This is a genomic window from Micromonospora sp. NPDC002575, assembly GCF_042889525.1.
GTDB classification, from domain to species: domain Bacteria; phylum Actinomycetota; class Actinomycetes; order Mycobacteriales; family Micromonosporaceae; genus Micromonospora; species Micromonospora carbonacea.
Window position 1 is genome coordinate 488190 of sequence record NZ_JBIARA010000001.1, and the last position, 17155, is coordinate 505344.

Here is a 17155-nt window from a genome sequence, read left to right on the forward strand (position 1 = left end):
GCGAGCGAGCAGATGGGTGAAACCCCTCCCCGCTCGGCCGACGCCGGCACCGGCGGGACCCGCGTGGCCTCAGGCCACGAGCGGCCCGCCGGTGCCTCGGCGCGTGTGGCCGAGGCACCAGTCAGCACCCGTACCCCCGACGGGGGCGGCCTCGGCGGCGGCGGTGGCCTGCCCCGGGCGCGGGCCTTCGGCGCGGAGCGCGCCTTCCGCGGCCTGACCCTGGCCGCCGGCGCCGCCGTCCTGGTGATCATCGCCGCCATCGCGGTCTTCCTGATCGCCAAGGCGGTGCCAGCCCTGCGCGCCAACACCGCGAACTTCTGGACGTACGAGGGCTGGTCGCCCAACGACACCGCCCCGAAGTTCGGCATCGGCACGCTCGCCTTCGGCACGGTGCTCAGCTCCGCGCTGGCGCTGCTGATCGCGGTGCCGGTGGCGCTGGGCATCGCGCTCTACCTGTCCCACTACGCGCCGCGCCGGCTCGGCACCGCGCTGGGCTTCCTGATCGACCTGCTGGCCGCCGTGCCGAGCGTGGTCTTCGGCCTGTGGGGGCGGGACATCTTCGTCAACCCGGTGCGGGACTTCTCGGTGTGGCTGAACACCTACTTCGGCTGGATCCCGATCTTCGGCGGCGACGGCCCGTTCGGTAAGTCGATCATGCTCGGCGCGCTGGTGCTGGCGATCATGGTGCTGCCGATCATCACCTCGCTCTCCCGCGAGGTGTTCCTCCAGACCCCGACCGCCAACGAGGAGGCGGCCCTCGCGCTCGGCGCGACCCGGTGGGAGATGATCCGCACCGCCGTCCTGCCGTACGGCCGCCCCGGCATCATCGCCGCCGTGATGCTCGGCCTCGGCCGCGCGCTCGGCGAGACCATCGCGCTGGCGATGACCCTCGGCATCACCTTCGGCATCTCGTTCAACCTCATCTCCAACGGCGGCAACACCATCGCCGCCAACATCGCCAACGCGTTCGGCGAGGCGAACGACACCGGACGGGGCGCCCTCATCGCCTCCGGCCTGGTGCTGTTCACCATCACGCTGATCGTCAACATCACGGCACGGGCGATCATCTACCGTCGCCGGGAGTTCACGGAGTCGGCCGCATGAGCACCACCGTCGCCCACCACCGCACCCGGCCGCCGGCCCAGCCGGCCACGCTCCGGGCGAAGCGGCTGCCGAAGTACGCCCCGCCGGCCATCGCCGTCGGGGCCGTCGCGGTCGCCGCCGCCGTCGTATACGGCGCCGGCATCGGCGGCCCCGTGCTCGTCGTGGCCGTCGCCGCGCTGCTCTACCTGGCCGGCCTCTTCGCCGCCGCGCACGCCGTCGAGGGGCGGCGCTCGGCCCGCAACCGCACCTGGAGCGCGCTGATCCACTCCGCGTTCGTGCTGGCCGTCCTGCCCCTGGCCTCCGTGGTGTGGACGCTGGTCAGCAAGGGCGTCGAGCGGCTCGACGGCAACTTCTTCGGCACCTCGATGAACAACATCGGGGCCCGGGACGCCAACGGCGGGGCGTACCACGCGATCGTCGGGACGCTGGAGCAGGTCGGCATCGCCGCGCTGATCACCGTCCCGCTCGGCATCCTCTGCGCGATCTACATCGTCGAGTACGGCCGGGGCCGGTTCGCCTTCGCGATCCGGTTCTTCGTCGACGTGATGACCGGCATCCCGTCCATCGTCTCCGGCCTGTTCGTGCTCGCCTTCTGGGTGCTGGTCGTCTCGCCGGTGTTCAACGACGGCCGGCCGGGCTTCTCCGGCTTCGCCGCCGCGCTGGCGCTGAGCGTGCTGATGCTGCCCACCGTCGTCCGCTCCACCGAGGAGATGCTGCGGCTCGTCCCCGCGCCGCTGCGCGAGGGGGCGTACGCCCTCGGCGTGCCGAAGTGGAAGACCATCCTGCGGGTCGTGCTCCCGACCGCGCTGCCCGGCATCGTCACCGGCGTCATGCTCGCCATCGCGCGGGCGGCCGGCGAGACCGCGCCGGTGCTGCTCGTGGCCGGCGGCGGCGCGGCGATCAACTTCAACCCGTTCGAGAACAACCAGTCGTCCCTGGCCCTGTTCGTCTACCAGCAGGCCGGCGACGCGTCGAAGTACGCCCCGGCCCGCGCGTGGACGGCGGCGCTGACCCTGGTCGCCCTCGTGCTGATCCTGACGATCGCGGCGAAGCTGCTGGCTCGCCGGAACCGGCTCGGCCGATGAATCCCGGAGGTACCACCACCATGGCCAAGCGCGTCGACGCCACCAACGTCACCGCCTACTACGGCGGCTTCAAGGCGATCGAGAACATCAACCTGACCGTCGAGCCGAAGACCGTGACCGCCCTCATCGGGCCGTCCGGCTGCGGCAAGTCGACGTTCCTGCGGTCGATCAACCGGATGCACGAGGTGCTGCCGGGCGCCCGCGTCGAGGGCGACCTCACCATCGACGGGCAGAACATCTACGACCGCGACGTGGACGTCACCGCCGTACGCCGGATGATCGGCATGGTCTTCCAGCGGCCCAACCCGTTCCCCACCATGAGCATCTACGAGAACGTGGTGGCCGGGCTGCGGCTCAACGGGGTGCGCAAGAAGTCCATCCTGGACGAGGCGGCCGAGAACTCGCTGCGCGCGGCGAACCTCTGGAACGAGGTGAAGGACCGCCTCGGCAAGCCGGGCGCGGGCCTGTCCGGCGGCCAGCAGCAGCGGCTCTGCATCGCCCGCACGATCGCCGTCGAGCCGCAGGTGGTGCTGATGGACGAGCCGTGCTCGGCGCTGGACCCGATCTCCACGCTGGCGATCGAGGACCTGATGTTCCAGCTCAAGGACAAGTTCACCATCATCATTGTCACGCACAACATGCAGCAGGCCGCCCGCGTCTCCGACCGCACGGCCTTCTTCTCGATCGAGAAGACCGGCGACCCGGGCCGCCTCATCGAGTACGACAACACCCAGAAGATCTTCAGCAACCCGAGCCAGAAGAAGACCGAGGACTACATCACCGGCCGCTTCGGCTGAGGTGCTTGCAAGGAAGGGCCCCCTGTTAACGCTTTCTGTTGCACAGGGGGCCCTTCCTAACCCAGCGCCACGCCGAGCGGGCCGTCGGCCGTCAGGGCGAGGGCGCTCAGCCGAGCACGAAGCGGGGCTCGCCGTCGGCCGGCAGCTCCAGGCGGGGGGTGATCGGCGTCGCCGCGTCGCGGGTGGCCGACGCCCGGGCCACCCCGGCCAGGTCGCCGGCGGCGGCCACCTCGGCCAGCGTCACCAGGGTCGGCGGCAGCATGGTCAGCTCGCCGGCCTCCGCGCGGGCCAGGGCGTCCGCCGGGCGTACCCACATGGTGTGGTCGGCCTCGCCGGAGACGTCCCGGGTCCGCTGCCCGGCCGGCAGCAGGGCCACGAAGAAGTACGTGTCGAAGCGGCGCGGCTCGAACTCGGGGGTGATCCACCGGCTCCACGGCAGCAGCAGGTCCGACCGGAGGGTCAGCCCCCGCCCGGCGAGCAGGTCGGCGAAGCCCCGCCGACGGGCCTCCAGGTCCTGCCGGGCGGTCTCCCAGTCGTCCCCGCTGACGTCGCCCACCACGGTCGCCGGACCCGGCCCGGCCAGCAGCACCCCGGACTCCTCGAAGACCTCGCGGGCGGCGGCGCACACCACCGCCTGGGCGGCGTCCGGCGCGACGCCCAGCCGCCCGGCCCAGCCCGCCGGCTCCGGCCCGGCCCAGTCGAGGTGGGCCGCGGAGTCCGACGGGTCCACCCCGCCGCCGGGGAACGCGTACACGCCGCCGAAGGCCATCGCGGCGACGCGACGGATGACGTACACCTCGAAGTCGTCGCCGGCCGGGCGCAGGAGCAGCACGGTGGCCGCGACCCGGGGCGGCGCGGGCGTGCCGCCCTCGGCGCGGAACCGCCGGGCGTGCTCGACCAGGGCCGGCGGGGCGGGAAAGCCGTGACTGTCGATCGTCATGCCGCGAGCGTAGTCCCGCAGGATGGATCGGCCGGTCCGGCGACGGCGGGGAGCCGACGCCCGCCCAGCTAGCGTGAGCGCATGACACGTTGGGGCATTCTGGCGACCGGCCACATCGCCGGCCGCTTCGCCGAGGACCTGCGGCACGTGCCGGGGGCCAAGCTGGTCGCGGTCGGCTCGCGCACGCCGGAGGCGGCACGGGCGTTCGCCGACAGGCACGGCGCGCAGCGGGCGTACGGGTCCTGGGCGGAGCTGGCCGCCGATGACGAGGTGGACGCGATCTACGTGGCGACCCCGCACGCGGCGCACCACGAGGCGACCATGACCTGCCTGGCGGCGGGCCGGGCGGTGCTGGTGGAGAAGCCGTTCACCCTCGACCTGGCCGACAGCGCCGAGCTGGTCGAGGCGGCCCGCGCCCGGGGGGTCTTCCTCATGGAGGCCATGTGGATGCGCACGAACCCGCTGATCCTGCGGGTGGTCGAGCTGCTGGCCGACGGGGCGATCGGGCAGGTCACCGGCGTACAGGCCGACTTCGGGGTGGCCGGGCCGTTCGCGCCGGAGAGCCGGATGCGGGCCCGCGTGCTGGGCGGGGGCGCGCTGCTCGACCTGGGCGTCTACCCGGTCAGCCTGGCCCATCTGCTGCTCGGCGTCCCGCAGCACGTGCGGGCCTGGGCGAAGATCGGCCCGGAGGGGGTGGACGAAAACACCGGCATCGTGTTCGGCTACGACTCGGGGGCCGTGGCGACGCTGAGCTGCGGCATGATCGGGGCGAGCCCGCTGGTCGCCTCGATCACCGGCACCGCCGGCCGCGTCGACCTGCCCGCGCCGTTCTTCCGGCCGCCGTCGGCGACGCTGCACCGGGCCGGCGCGGAGCCGGAGACGATCCCGGCCGACCTGACCGGCGGCGGCTACCAGTACGAGGCGATCGAGGTGCAGCGCTGCCTCGCGGCGGGGCTGACGGAGAGCCCGCTGGTGCCGCACGCCACCACGCTGGAGGTGATGGGCCTGCTGGACGAGATCCGCGGGCAGATCGGCGTGCACTACAAGTGAGGGGTTAGGAGGGGCCCCCTGTACAACAGAATGCGTTAACAGGGGGCCCCTCCTTACCGGCGGTCAGCCGAACAGGGGGCGGACCAGCAGGTAGGTGACGCAGGCGATCAGCGCCGCCGCCGGGAACGTGATGATCCAGGCGACCACGATGTTGCCGGCCACGTTCCAGCGCACCGCGGAGAGCCGCTTCGTCGCCCCCACGCCCATGATCGCCGAGGTGATCGTGTGGGTGGTGGAGATCGGCGCGTGGAGCACCAGGGCGTTGAAGTAGAGCACCGAGCTGGCCACCGTCTCGGCGGCGAAGCCCTCCGGCGGGCCCAGGTCGATGATCTTGCGACCGAGCGTCCGGATGATCCGCCAGCCACCGGCGTACGTGCCGGCCGCCAGCATCGCCGCCGACGTCCAGAACACCCAGCCGGGGATGTGGGTCTTGTCGTCCTGGAAACCGCCCGTGTAGAGGGCGAGGACCACGATGCCCATGGTCTTCGCGGCGTCCTGCATGCCGTGGCCGACGGACATGGCCGCCGCCGACGCGGTCTGCGCCCAGCGGAAGCCCCGGTTCAGCTTGCCCGGCTGCCCGTTGCGGAACAGCCACAGGATCGCCAGCATCAGCAGGTAGCCCAGCGTCAGGCCGACGATCGGCGAGAGCACCATCGGCAGCAGCACCTTCTCGCCGATGTTGATCCACTGCACGACGCCGCCGGTGGCCAGCAGGGTCGCCCCGACCAGGCCGCCGAACAGCGCGTGCGAGGACGACGACGGCAGGCCGAAGTACCAGGTGATCAGGTTCCAGGCGATCGCGCCGAGCACCCCGGCGAAGACCACCCCCAGGCTCGCGATGCCGGTGGGCAGGGTGACGAGGTTGTCGCCGACGGTCTTGGCGACCCCGGCGCCGAAGTGGGCGCCGACGAAGTTGCCGACGGCGGCGAGGGCGAGCGCGACCCGGGGTGTCAGGGCACGGGTGGAGACGCTGGTCGCGATCGCGTTGGCGGCGTCGTGGAAGCCGTTGGTGTAGTCGAACGCCAGGGCCACCGCGATCACCGCCAGCACGGCGATGAGTTCGGGACTCACAGGATCAGGACTCCTTGACCGCGATGGTCTCGACGGTGTTGGCCACGTGCTCGAAGGCGTCGCAGGCGGCCTCCAGCTCGTCGGCGACCTCCTTCATCTTGAGCACCGTCAAGGCGTCGTACTCGCCGGAGAAGAGGCGGACCAGCAGCATCCGGTACGCCTGGTCCCCGTCGTTCTCCAGCCGGTTGCACTCGATCCAGTAGTCCTCGAGATCCTTCATCGACTTGAGCCGGGGCATCGCCTCGGCGGTCAGCTTCGCCTGCTGGTCCAGCACGTTGACCAGCTCGTGCAGCTCGCGCGGGAGCGCCGGCAGCTTGGTCAGCCCGTACAGGTAGAGCAGGTTGCCGACGGCCTCCAGGTGGTCCATCACGTCGTCGAGCAGCGACCCCAGCCGGTAGATGTCCTCCCGGTCGAACGGGGTGATGAAGGTGGAGTTGATCTTCTTGTAGAGGTCGTGGGTGATCTGGTCGCTGTCGTGCTCGACCTCGGTCAGCCGCTCGCTCACCGACTGCACGTCCACGCCCGGCAGGGCCAGCTCGTTCAGCAGCTCGGTGCCCCGCACCAGGTTCTGCGCGGCCCTGGTGAAGAGCTCGTAGAAGGCGCCCTCGGTGGGGCGGAAGGAAAACTTCACAGCCTGGACCTCGTCGTGTCGGTGGAAGGGTGGCGGACGCCCGGGGGTGCCTGCAACGGGAATGCTAGGAAACGGCCGGGCCGCGAATTCGTCGGCCCACCCCTGGCCAGCCGCCATTTACTGGTCGTTCACCTGTCGTTCACCTGGAACCGGTCAGCCGGCCCGCAACCGCCGGCCGGCCGCCGCACGAGCGGCCGGTCGACCGTCGGGCGAGCGCGCCGCCGGTCAGTCGCCGCACAGGCGTCTGCGCTCCGCCGCCACGTCGAAGTCCGCCGGCGGATACCCGAGATCCAGGTCGTCGAACGTCTCCCGCAGCAGGTGCGCCACCGCCCAGTCGCGGTACCACTTCCGGTCGGCCGGCACCACGTGCCACGGCGCGGCGTCCGTGCCGCACCGGCTCAGGGCCTCGGCGTACGCGGCCTGGTAGTCGCCCCAACGGGCCCTGGAGTCCAGGTCGCTCGGGTGGTACTTCCAGTGCTTCGTCGGGTCGGTCAGCCGCGCCAGCAGCCGCTCGCCCTGCTCGGCGTACGAGATGTGCAGCATGACCTTGACCAGGGCCACCCCGGTGTCGGTCAGCTTCCGCTCGAAGGCGTTGATCTCGTCGTACCGGGCCCGCCAGACGGCCTCCGGCACCAGCGACTCCACCCGGGCGACCAGCACGTCCTCGTAGTGCGACCGGTTGAAGACCCCGACGTGCCCGGGCGGCGGCAGGGCCCGCCGGATCCGCCACAGGAAGTCGTGCCGCAGCTCCTGGGCCGTGGGCCGGCCGAACGAGCGGATGTGCAACCCGAGCGGGTTCATCGCCCCGGCCACCCGCCGGATCGTGCCGTCCTTGCCGCCGCAGTCCATGGCCTGGAGCACCAGCAGCACCCGGTCGGGCCGGCCCCGCCCCGGGGCGGCGTCGTCCGCCGGGGAAGCGCCGGTCGGCACGCCCGGACCGGCGGCGGCCTGCGCGGCGGCGTACAGCATCTCCTGCTGCCGCCCCAGGGTCGCGCCGAGCAGCCGCACCTGCCCGCGCGCCCACGCCTTGCGGCCCCCGCCGCCCTCGGCGGCGGACGCCGGCAGCCCCGGCGTCGACCGGGGATCGATCGCCGCCAGGTCGACGGCGTCCCCGCCCACCCGCAGCAGCTCCCGCATCGTCGCCCCCTCGGGCGGCACGACGTCACGATCAGCGTGGGCGGCGTCCGCCCGCGAACCATGGAACCCGCTCATGACTGGATCATCACCCACCCCGGCCACTCCCGCCCGTCGAGCGCCGATGTCACGTCCGGGGTCGCCGGGGCGTCAGGTGGTGGGGAGAATCGTGCGCGCGGGAGGTGGGCGGCGTTGACGGAGCTGGTCGACGGGTTCGAGGCGGAGCGGGGGCGGCTGACCGCTCTGGCGTACCGGATGCTGGGCAGCCGCAGCGAGGCCGAGGACGCCGTGCAGGAGACCTGGCTGCGCTGCGCGGGCGCGCTGGGCGACCCGGCGCGGCGGGCGGAGGTCGCCAACCTGGCCGCCTGGCTGACCACCACCTGCGGGCGGATCTGCCTGGACGTGCTGCGCTCGGCGCGGGTGCGCCGGGAGACGTACCCGGGGCAGTGGCTGCCCGAGCCGGTCGTGACGCCGCTGGACGGCGAGGGCTTCGCGCCCGACCCGGCCGAGCGCGCCGTCCGGGCCGACCGGCTCGGCACGGCCCTGCTGGTGCTGCTGGAGCGGCTCGGCCCCGAGCAGCGGGTCGCCCTGGTCCTGCACGACGTGTTCGCGGTGCCGTTCGACGAGGTCGCCGAGGTGCTCGGCACGACCGCGGTGGCCGCCCGGCAGCTCGCCTCGCGGGCCCGGCGGGCCCTCGCCGCGCCCGACGCGCCCCGGCACAGCGCCGGCCCGGCCGAGCAGCGGCGGGTGGTGGCCGCGTTCGTCGCGGCGACCGAGTCCGGCGAGCTGGCCGAGCTGGTCCGGGTGCTCGCCCCGGACGTGGTGCTGGTCGGCGACTCCGGCGGGCACTTCCCGGCGGCCCGGCGGCCGGTCACCGGCGCCGACGCGGTGGGCCGGTTCACCCTGGGCCTGTTCGGGCGGGCGGGCCGCTACGGCGCGCGGCTGCGGACCCGGCCGGTGCTGGTGGACGGCGCGCTCGGGTTGCAGTTCGAGACCGTGCACACCGACGGCCGGCCGCTGCGCCTGGTGACCGCGTTCACCGTGCACGACGGCCGGATCACCGGCATCTTCAACCAGCTCAACCCGGACAAGCTGACCCGGGTGCCCGGCCTCGGGCCGGAGGCCGGCTGGCCGCCGCGCTCGTGACGGGCCGGCCCGCCGCGCCGATCACGGCCCGCGCGCCGCGCCGGGCTCAGACCACCAGGGCCAGCCACTTCCGGTACGCCGTGGCGAACGGCTCGCTGCCGTCGCCGAGCGCGCCCAACAGCCAGCGGGAGGCGGCCTCCGCCTCGGCCACCAGGTCGTCGGGATAGCCGAACTGCTCCCGGTGCTCGGCGAACTCGTCCTCGTCGCGCAGCTCGACCAGACCGGTGCCCCGGCGGCGCACCACGTCGAGGTCGAGGTCGAACAGGTGGACGGTGTCGTCGCCCTCCCAGCGGGCCGGGGTGGCGATGTCGCAGTAGACCTCGCTCGTGCGCGGCGGCGGGTTGAACATGCACGTCCACCAGGCGTGGTGCGGCACCAGCAGCACGAAGGGGATCTGCTCGACCGACGGCCGACCATGGTAGACGGACTCGGTGCCGGCCGGCACGCCGAGCCACACGCCGAGGTCGTCGGTGGTCAGGCGGCGGGCCGGGTAGTCGCGGTGGGCGCTGCCGTCGTACTTGCGGTAGATCACGCGGACCACGTCGCTCGGCATGAGTCGCACCCTAGTCGATTCCACCCACCTGTCGCGCGGTGGGAAGTAACGGAATCGATGCCGGGAGATTTCGTACCGTGACCCCGCCACGCGGGGCGGGGGCGGACCGGTGTCGGCGGCGACGGGTACCTTCGCACGGTGACTCCGCCGCGCACCGCTCCCGGTTCCGCCCTTCCCCGCGCCTCCGCCCGGCGACGCGGCAAGCGGGCCGACGCCGCGGAACTGCTCGCCGCGGCGGTCGGCGCGGTCCCCGGCGGCGCGGCCCGCCCCGGCCAGCAGCAGATGGCCACGGCGATCGCCGAGTGCGTGGCCTCCGGCGAGCACCTGCTGGTGCAGGCCGGCACCGGCACCGGCAAGTCGCTGGGCTACCTGGCCCCGGCCCTGACCGTGGACGGCCCGGTGGTGGTCTCCACCGCGACCCTGGCGTTGCAGTCCCAGCTCGTCGAGCACGACCTGCCCCGGCTCGCCGAGGCGGTGGAGCCCGTGCTCGGCCGCCGGCCCACCTTCGCCGTGCTCAAAGGCCGCCACCACTACCTGTGCCTGGCCCGGCTGGACAACTCGACGGAGGACGAGCCGACGGACACCCTGTTCGACGCCGTCGAGCCCCGGCCGGGCGGCGGGGGCGGGAGGTGGCTCGGCGAGGCGGGCCGGCTCGGCAAGCAGATCGAGCGGCTGCGCGACTGGGCGATGGAGACCGACACCGGCGACCGTGACGAGCTGGACCCGGGCGTCGACGACCTGGCCTGGCGGCTGGTGTCGATGCCGGCCCGGGAGTGCGTGGGGGCGTCCCGCTGCCCGTTCGGCGCGGAGTGCTTCGCCGAGGCGTCCCGGGCCCGCGCCCGGGAGGCCGACATCGTGGTCACCAACCACAGCCTGCTCGCCGTCGACATGATCGCCGGCCGGCACATCGTGCCGCCGCACAAGCTGCTGATCGTCGACGAGGCGCACGAGCTGGCCGACCGGGTCTCCTCGGCGGCCCAGGCCGAGCTGGTGCCGGAGCTGATCGACCGGTCCACCCGGCGGGCCCGGCCGCTGCTGCGCCCGGAGGTCGCCGAGCGGCTCACCGGGGCCGGCGACGCGCTCGCCGTCGGGCTGGCCGAGGTGCCCGCCGGCCGGCTCACGGCCGGGCTCCCCGGCCCGCTGCGCGAGGCGTGCACGCTGCTCGACGCCGCCACCCGGGCCGCGCTGGACGCGATCGGCGAGGTCAAGTCCGACGATCCGGACCCGGTCCGCAAGCAGCAGGCCAAGGCGGTGCTCGACGAGCTGTCCGCCACCGCCCAGCGGCTGCTGGAGGAGTCCGAGCACGACGTGGCGTGGGTGGAGAAGCCCGACAACGGCAGCCGGCGGGCCCTGGTGGTGGCCCCGCTGTCGGTCGCCGGCACCCTCGCCACCCACCTGTACGACGAGCGCACCGTCGTCGCCACCTCGGCGACCCTGGCGCTGGGCGGGCGGTTCGACACGGTGGCCCGGGCGCTGGGGCTGGAGGCGCCGCCGCCCGCCCCGCCGTCCCCGGCCGCCGCCGCGCTGGCCGCCGCCACCGCCCGGGGGGACGCCCCGGCCGGCGCGACGCCGGTGGCCGCCGCCCCGGGCAGCCGCCCCACCACGGGCACCGTGCCCGCCACCGAGGGGCCGGGCTGGCGGTCGCTCGACGTCGGTTCCCCGTTCGACTACGCCCGGCAGGGCATCCTCTACGTGGCGGCGCACCTGCCCCGCCCGGCCGCCTCGGGGCTGCCCGACGCGGCCGGCGAGGAGCTGCTGGCGCTGGTCGGGGCGCTGGGTGGGCGTACCCTCGGGTTGTTCTCCTCCCGGCGGGCCGCGCAGCAGGCGGCGGAGCTGCTGCGCGCGAAGACCGACCTGCCGATCCTGCTCCAGGGCGAGGAGGCGCTGCCGCTGCTGGTGCGCCGGTTCCGGGAGGAGCAGTCGAGCTGCCTGTTCGGCGTAATGTCGCTGTGGCAGGGGGTCGACGTGCCGGGCGACTCCTGCCAGCTCGTGGTGATCGACCGGCTGCCGTTCCCCCGTCCGGACGAGCCGCTCGCGGCGGCCCGCGCCGCCGCCGTGGACGCGGGCGGCGGCTCCGGGTTCTCCGCCGTCAGCGTGCCGATCGCGGCGGTCCGGCTGGCGCAGGGGGTGGGCCGGCTGATCCGGGCCACCGGCGACCGGGGCGTGGTCGCGGTGCTCGACTCGCGGCTGGAGACGGCCCGGGGCTACGGCCCGTTCCTGCGCCGCTCGCTGCCCCCGTTCTGGTATACGACGCGCCCGGAGGTGGCCCGGGGGGCGCTGGAGCGGCTCGGCAGGTCGTGACGCGGGCCCGCGCCGCCGCGTGGGCTGTTCACCCGCCGGCCGGTCAGGGCGCCTGCGAGGCGACCACCACGGCGTCGGGCGGGGTGTCCGGCACCGTACGCGCGGCGAGCCGGCGGACGGCCGTGTTGAGCACCGCGATCAGCGGCACCGACACCAGCGCGCCGGTGATCCCGGCGAGCACCACGCCCGCCGCGATGCCGATGATCACCGCGAGCGGGTGGATGGCCACCGCCCGGCCCATGATCAGCGGCTGGAGCACGTGCCCCTCGACCTGCTGCACGCCGATCACCACGCCGAGGATGATCAGGGCGGTGACCGGGCCGCTGTCGACCAGCGCCACCAGCACCGCGACCCCGCCGGAGAGCGCCGCCCCGACGATCGGGATGAACGCCCCCAGGAAGACCAGCGCCGCCAGCGGGAACGCGAACGGGATGTCGAAGACGACCAGGAAGGTGCCGATGCCGACCGCGTCGATGAACGCGACCAGCACCGTGGCGCGCACGTAGGCGCCCAGCGTCTCCCAGGACGCCCGGCCGGCGTCGTCGACCTTCCACCGGGCCGCCACCGGCAGCAGCCGCACCAGGAACCGCCAGATCCGGTTGCCGTCGCGCAGGAAGAAGAACGTGGCGAACAGCACCAGCACGATGCCGGTGAGCACCTCGGCCAGGGTCGCCGCCGTGGAGACGGCCCCGCTGGTGAACCGCTCGGTGTTGTTGTTGATCCAGGTCTGCGCCTCCTCGATGTACCGGTCGAGCTGGCTGTCCGACAGGTGCAGCGGGCCGGTCTTGAGCCAGTCCTGGATCTGCCGGACGCCCTCGGAGGACTTCTTGCTCAGCTCCGGCACACCCTTGATGAACTCGTTGACCACCAGCGTCAGCGTGCCGATCACGGCGGCCAGGCCGCCGACCAGCACCACCGCGGTCGCCAGCGAACGCGGGAAACGCGCCCGCAGCAGCCAGCCCACGGCCGGCGCGAGCAGCGCCGAGAGCAGCATGGCGATGGCCAACGGGATGATCACGATGCTGACGGTCGCGACGACCTTCAGCAGCGCCCAGAGCACGACCCCGATGACGATGAGCCGCCACGACCAGGCGGCGCCGATGCGCAGCGCGTGCGGCACGTCCGCGTCGTCGCGGCTGGCGGTGGAGTTGTGCAGCGCGGCGGGCGGCTCGGCGCCGACCACGACCGCCGACGGCGATGCCGCCGGCCCCGGCGAGCGGGGCGAGGCCACCCCGGCCTCGGCCGACGCGTCGATGCTGCCGGGCAGCGCGCGGTGGCCCGGCGCGTCGGCCCGCCCGGTCGGGTCGGCGCGGGCCTGCCGCACCGCGTCCCGTCCCGACTCGTACGCGCGGCGCAGCCGTCCCCGTACCCGCTCGAAGCGGCTCAAGCGCACCTCCCGCAGCAGAACCCGCCCGCCCAGACGACAGGGGGGACAGGATACGTCCGACCGTCCCAGCCTAGGGCGGTTGCGCCAACATTGCCCGGGCGGCAACCCCGTAACCACCGGCAGACCGGCCCGCGGGGACGCGGTACCGTTCCGTCGTGACCGCCGATGACAACCTCGACTCCGGCCTGCCGATCCGCCTGCTGCACGACCGGGTGCTGGTGCGGTTGGAGGGGAGCGAGGGCGAGCGCCGCTCCACCGCCGGCATCGTGATCCCGGCGACCGCCGCCGTCGGCAAGCGCCTCGCCTGGGCCACCGCCGTCGGCGTGGGCCCCCACGTCCGCTCGATCGTCTCCGGCGACCGGGTCCTCTTCGACCCCGACGACCGCTCCGAGGTCGAGCTGCACGGCCGGGGGTACGTGCTGCTGCGCGAGCGGGACGTGCACGCGGTGGCCGCCGAGCGAGTCGAGGCGGAGTCGACGGGCTCCACGGGCCTCTACTTGTAAGGAAGGGCCCCCTGTTAACGCTTTCTGCATAGCAGGGGTCCCCTCCAAACACCTCCTTGACACTCCTCCCCCCGGGCGCACCGTGTGCCGCCTGGCGGGGGGCGCATCGTTTGCGGCCGTCCGCGACGGGAACGCCAGGCACGTCCAGCACCCTGGGGAGGGGAGCCTGCCGGTGTTCTGGAAAAAGGTGTTCCTCTGGGGCGGCGTCGCGTTCCTGATCTATTTCGTGGCGTTCCGGCCGGACGGCGCGGCGCAGGTGTGCAGGTCGGTCGGCGGGGGCCTGATGGTGATGGCCCAGGGCATGGGCGACTTCCTCACCGGCCTGACGACCTGACCCGGCCCGCCCGACCCGACTTTCCGGCCCGACTTTCCGGCCCGACTGGCCGGCGCGGACGGCGGGCCGGCGCAGACGGCGGGCCGTCAGCCCACCCGCGGTGGCCAGGGTGGGGGCCGGTGGGGGCCGTACCAGCCGGACGGGCCGTAGCCCGCCGGGTGGGCCGGGGGCGGGGGCGGAGGAACGAGCACCACCGGGATCGGCACGACCGGCTCGTCCGGCGCGTCGACCGGCCGCTGCGAGCCGTCGGGGAACCGCAGGTGGTAGCGGTGGCCGTCCCAGCTGCCGACGGGGGCCTGCGGGTCCCGCCCGACGAAGAACGACCGGTACGCGGTGAGCGCGTCCAGCAGCTCCCGTTCCTCCCTGATCGTCCGTTCCCGGTCGACGGGCCGGCGGTCCAGCCCCCGGCGCATCCCGTCGCGCAGCAGCGCCAGCCGGGTGGCCGAGAACTGGTATCCCCGCATCGCCTTGAGTCCCGCGTCGCCGGCCACCCGGCGGGCCCAGGCGCGGGCCGCGTGCCGCCGGCCGAGGCTGCCCAGCGACGCCACCTCGGGCGGGGTGAGCCAGCCGGCCCGCACGTAGTCGGGCAGGGTGCGTTCGGTCAGCCGTCCCTCCCAGCCGCGCAGCCAGACGGCCAGCCCGACCATGGCGAAGAAGATCGGCACCATGACGCCGAGGTAGCCGTACAGGGCGATCATGGCCTGGCCGGTGGCCTGGGCCAGCGACGGCAGCAGGTTCCAGGTGCCGTGCAGCATCATCGCCAGCAGCAGGCCGGCGAGCGGGGCGAGGAACCGCACCCGCCGGTCGGCCGTGCGGGCGGCGATGCCGAGCCCCACCCCGGTCATCGAGGTGAACAGCGGGTGCGCGAAGCCGAACAGCAGGATCCGGACGATGAAGATCGCGATGACCTGCCGCGCGCCGGTGGCGGGGCCGTACTCGTCGACGCCGGAGGCGTAGCCGTAGCCGCCCAGGTAGAGGATGTTCTCCACCATGGCGAAGCCGACCGCCGACAGGCCGCAGTAGACCAGGCCGTCGGTGATCCCGGACCACTCGCGGCGGCGGAAGATCAGCAGCAGGATGGGCCCGAGCGCCTTGGTCAGCTCCTCGATGAACGGGGCGACCAGCACCCCCGTGAGGGCGTTCGGCAGCCCCCAGTCGGCGAATCGGGCGGCGAAGAACTCGTTGACGGTCAGCGAGGCGGCCGTGGAGACGAACGCGCCCCACGCGAAGCAGAAGATCAGGTATTTCAGCGGCTCCGGCTCGTAGCGGTCGAGCCACAGGAAGCAGGCGACCAGCACCGGCACCGGCAGGATCGCGGCGACCACCCCGATCAGCAGCGCCTGCGGCCCGAGGTTGGAGCCGAGCACGACGAGCATGTAGACCGCGCACGCCGCGATCAGCAGCACCACCAGGGCCAACACCAGGAACCGCCGCCAGCCCAGCCGGCGCAGCGGCATCCGGGGGGCGGACCCGCCGGGCGGCGCGGGGACGTCGGGCGCGGTCCACGGCGGCACCGGGGCGCCGCCGGATGGGGTGTCGGCCATTCTGTCAGCGTAGTCACCCCCCGCCGCCCGTTCCGGGCGCATCCGCCGACCGTTATCCTGTCGTCAGGTCACGAGCGCCAGCGTCAAGCCCCGGCTTGCTGGCCGGCAACCCTCGTCGAGTTCGCGGTGGGGTGCCCCGGGTGATGACCGGGCCCAGCCCCGTCCGGCGCTGGGCAAGCGCGGACCCCGTCTCCGGTGGCGTCACCCGGGGTCCCCGGACCCGGAGGTCGGCATGACCGTCACCCTCGTACCCCCGCCCGCCCCGCTGCCCACGCGGACCGCGCCGCCGTCGCGGCCGCTCGACGTGCTCGGCGTGCCGGGCCAGACCAACCTGGACCACGCGGCCAGCGCGCCGTGCGCGCGGGCGGCGGCCGACGCCGTGGCCGAGCTGCTTCCCTGGTACGCCAGCGTGCACCGCGGCGCGGGCGCGCTGTCGCGGCGCTGCACCCTCGCCTACGAGCGGGCCCGGCAGACCGTCGGCGACTTCTTCGGCGCCCGGCCCGGCGACCACGTGGTCTTCACCCGCAACACGACCGACGCGCTGAACCTGCTGGCCCGCGCCCTGCCCGCCGGGACGACGGTGGTGACGTTCGCCGGGGAGCACCACGCCAATTTGCTGCCCTGGCCGCGCGGCTCGGTGCGGCTGCCCGTGCCGGCGAGCCCCGCAGAGGCGGTCCGGGCGCTGGACGCGGCGCTGACCGAGCTGCGCCGGGACGCGACGCCGGGGACCGCGGGCGCCGGCCGCTCCGCCGGCCCGCCGGTGCTGGTGGCGGTCACCGGGGCGAGCAACGTGACCGGGGAACGCTGGCCGGTGGCCGAGCTGGCCGCCGTCGCCCGCCGGCACGCCGCCCGGATCGCCGTGGACGCCGCCCAGCTCGCTCCGCACGCCCCGGTCGACGTGGCCGCGCTCGGCGTGGACTACCTGGCGGTCTCCGGGCACAAGCTGTACGCGCCGTTCGGCGCGGGGGTGCTGCTCGGGCGGGGCGACTGGCTCGACGCGGCCCCGCCGTACCTGGCGGGTGGGGGCGCGACCAGCCACGTCGGGGACGCCACGCACGAGGTGCGCTGGGCCGACGGCCCGGCCCGGCACGAGGCGGGCACCCCCAACCTGCTCGGCGCGGTCGCCCTCGCGGCGGTCTGCGCGGCCCTCGCCGACGCCGACCGGGACGAGCTGCACGCCCGGGAGCAGGCCCTGCTGGCCCGGCTCCGGCGGGGCCTGGCCGGCCTGCCGCACGTGGTGGAGCTGCGCACCTTCGGGCCGGACGCGCCCCGGGTCGGCATCGTCTCGTTCGTCGTCGCCGGGCGGGACTCGGCCGAAATGGCGGCGGAGCTGGCGGCCCGGCACGACGTCGGGGTCCGCGACGGGTTGTTCTGCGCCCACCCGCTGGCCCGGCGGCTGCTCGCCGAGGCGGCGGCCCGCAGCGGCCGGACGGACCTGCCGCCGACCGCCCTGCGAGCGAGCCTCGGCCTGGGCAGCACGGCGGGGGACGTCGACCGCCTGCTGGCCGCCCTCGCCGAGCTGGGGTGAGCCACTCGGCTGGGCGGGGCTGATGCGGAGCCGTCCCGGGTGGCGCT

Annotated in this window: 16 protein-coding genes and 1 riboswitch; of the genes, 9 read left to right on the plus strand and 7 right to left on the minus strand. The window is 74.3% G+C overall.

Annotated features, from left to right (window positions below; all coding sequences use genetic code 11):
* The first annotated feature begins 12 nt into the window (after positions 1-12).
* Genes pstC through pstB form a run of 3 tightly spaced genes read left to right on the plus strand, consistent with a single transcriptional unit; the run spans position 13 to position 2986 of the window.
* Complete coding sequence (gene pstC / locus ACFYWL_RS02240; protein WP_386966112.1) at positions 13-1104, plus strand: phosphate ABC transporter permease subunit PstC; 1092 nt, start codon at positions 13-15, stop codon at positions 1102-1104.
* On the plus strand, positions 1101-2189 hold the full coding sequence (gene pstA / locus ACFYWL_RS02245) for a phosphate ABC transporter permease PstA (protein ID WP_386966115.1): 1089 nt from the start codon (positions 1101-1103) through the stop codon (positions 2187-2189). Before pstC ends, pstA begins: the two co-directional genes overlap by 4 nt.
* A 20-nt stretch (positions 2190-2209) precedes the next feature.
* Positions 2210-2986: a phosphate ABC transporter ATP-binding protein PstB gene (gene pstB / locus ACFYWL_RS02250; protein ID WP_074472378.1), complete on the plus strand. Its 777-nt coding sequence runs from the start codon at positions 2210-2212 to the stop codon at positions 2984-2986.
* 106 nt (positions 2987-3092) lie between these two features.
* On the opposite strand, the gene ACFYWL_RS02255 is transcribed toward pstB, so the two are convergent.
* Positions 3093-3926, minus strand: coding sequence for an NUDIX hydrolase (locus ACFYWL_RS02255; protein WP_386966117.1), 834 nt, complete (start codon positions 3924-3926; stop codon positions 3093-3095).
* 81 nt (positions 3927-4007) lie between these two features.
* Between ACFYWL_RS02255 and ACFYWL_RS02260 the strand changes: the two genes are divergently transcribed.
* On the plus strand, positions 4008-4976 hold the full coding sequence (locus ACFYWL_RS02260) for a Gfo/Idh/MocA family protein (protein WP_386966119.1): 969 nt from the start codon (positions 4008-4010) through the stop codon (positions 4974-4976).
* Positions 4977-5039: 63 nt separating this feature from the next.
* On the opposite strand, the gene ACFYWL_RS02265 is transcribed toward ACFYWL_RS02260, so the two are convergent.
* The 3 genes from ACFYWL_RS02265 to ACFYWL_RS02275 form a co-directional block, all read right to left on the minus strand.
* Complete coding sequence (locus tag ACFYWL_RS02265) at positions 5040-6047, minus strand: inorganic phosphate transporter (RefSeq protein ID WP_074472375.1); 1008 nt, start codon at positions 6045-6047, stop codon at positions 5040-5042.
* Between the two features lie 4 nt (positions 6048-6051).
* Complete coding sequence (locus ACFYWL_RS02270) at positions 6052-6678, minus strand: DUF47 domain-containing protein (RefSeq protein ID WP_043965192.1); 627 nt, start codon at positions 6676-6678, stop codon at positions 6052-6054.
* Between the two features lie 225 nt (positions 6679-6903).
* Positions 6904-7815, minus strand: a complete 912-nt coding sequence (locus tag ACFYWL_RS02275) for a PPK2 family polyphosphate kinase (protein ID WP_386966731.1) — start codon at positions 7813-7815, stop codon at positions 6904-6906.
* 189 nt (positions 7816-8004) lie between these two features.
* On the opposite strand from ACFYWL_RS02275, the gene sigJ reads away from it, so the two are divergent.
* On the plus strand, positions 8005-8958 hold the full coding sequence (sigJ, locus tag ACFYWL_RS02280; protein ID WP_386966124.1) for an RNA polymerase sigma factor SigJ: 954 nt from the start codon (positions 8005-8007) through the stop codon (positions 8956-8958).
* 46 nt (positions 8959-9004) lie between these two features.
* Here the strand turns inward: sigJ and ACFYWL_RS02285 are convergent, their stop codons facing one another.
* Entirely contained in the window at positions 9005-9511 is a 507-nt protein-coding gene (locus ACFYWL_RS02285) for a DUF402 domain-containing protein (RefSeq protein ID WP_386966126.1), read from the minus strand.
* Positions 9512-9649: 138 nt separating this feature from the next.
* Between ACFYWL_RS02285 and ACFYWL_RS02290 the strand changes: the two genes are divergently transcribed.
* Positions 9650-11812, plus strand: coding sequence for an ATP-dependent DNA helicase (locus ACFYWL_RS02290; RefSeq protein WP_386966129.1), 2163 nt, complete (start codon positions 9650-9652; stop codon positions 11810-11812).
* 43 nt (positions 11813-11855) lie between these two features.
* On the opposite strand, the gene ACFYWL_RS02295 is transcribed toward ACFYWL_RS02290, so the two are convergent.
* The gene (locus ACFYWL_RS02295; RefSeq protein WP_386966734.1) at positions 11856-13268 is read right to left on the minus strand and encodes an AI-2E family transporter; all 1413 of its coding nucleotides are present in this window, start codon (positions 13266-13268) and stop codon (positions 11856-11858) included.
* Between the two features lie 86 nt (positions 13269-13354).
* Between ACFYWL_RS02295 and ACFYWL_RS02300 the strand changes: the two genes are divergently transcribed.
* Together ACFYWL_RS02300 and ACFYWL_RS02305 are read left to right on the plus strand one after the other, a co-directional pair.
* Positions 13355-13702, plus strand: a complete 348-nt coding sequence (locus ACFYWL_RS02300) for a GroES family chaperonin (RefSeq protein WP_386966131.1) — start codon at positions 13355-13357, stop codon at positions 13700-13702.
* Positions 13703-13874: 172 nt separating this feature from the next.
* On the plus strand, positions 13875-14036 hold the full coding sequence (locus ACFYWL_RS02305; RefSeq protein WP_386966789.1) for a hypothetical protein: 162 nt from the start codon (positions 13875-13877) through the stop codon (positions 14034-14036).
* Between the two features lie 86 nt (positions 14037-14122).
* On the opposite strand, the gene ACFYWL_RS02310 is transcribed toward ACFYWL_RS02305, so the two are convergent.
* Entirely contained in the window at positions 14123-15622 is a 1500-nt protein-coding gene (locus ACFYWL_RS02310) for a PrsW family intramembrane metalloprotease (protein WP_386966134.1), read from the minus strand.
* A 24-nt stretch (positions 15623-15646) separates the two neighbouring features.
* A riboswitch (SAM riboswitch) is annotated at positions 15647-15766 on the plus strand.
* Positions 15767-15812: 46 nt separating this feature from the next.
* Between ACFYWL_RS02310 and ACFYWL_RS02315 the strand changes: the two genes are divergently transcribed.
* On the plus strand, positions 15813-17108 hold the full coding sequence (locus tag ACFYWL_RS02315) for an aminotransferase class V-fold PLP-dependent enzyme (RefSeq protein WP_386966136.1): 1296 nt from the start codon (positions 15813-15815) through the stop codon (positions 17106-17108).
* Positions 17109-17155: the final 47 nt, after the last annotated feature.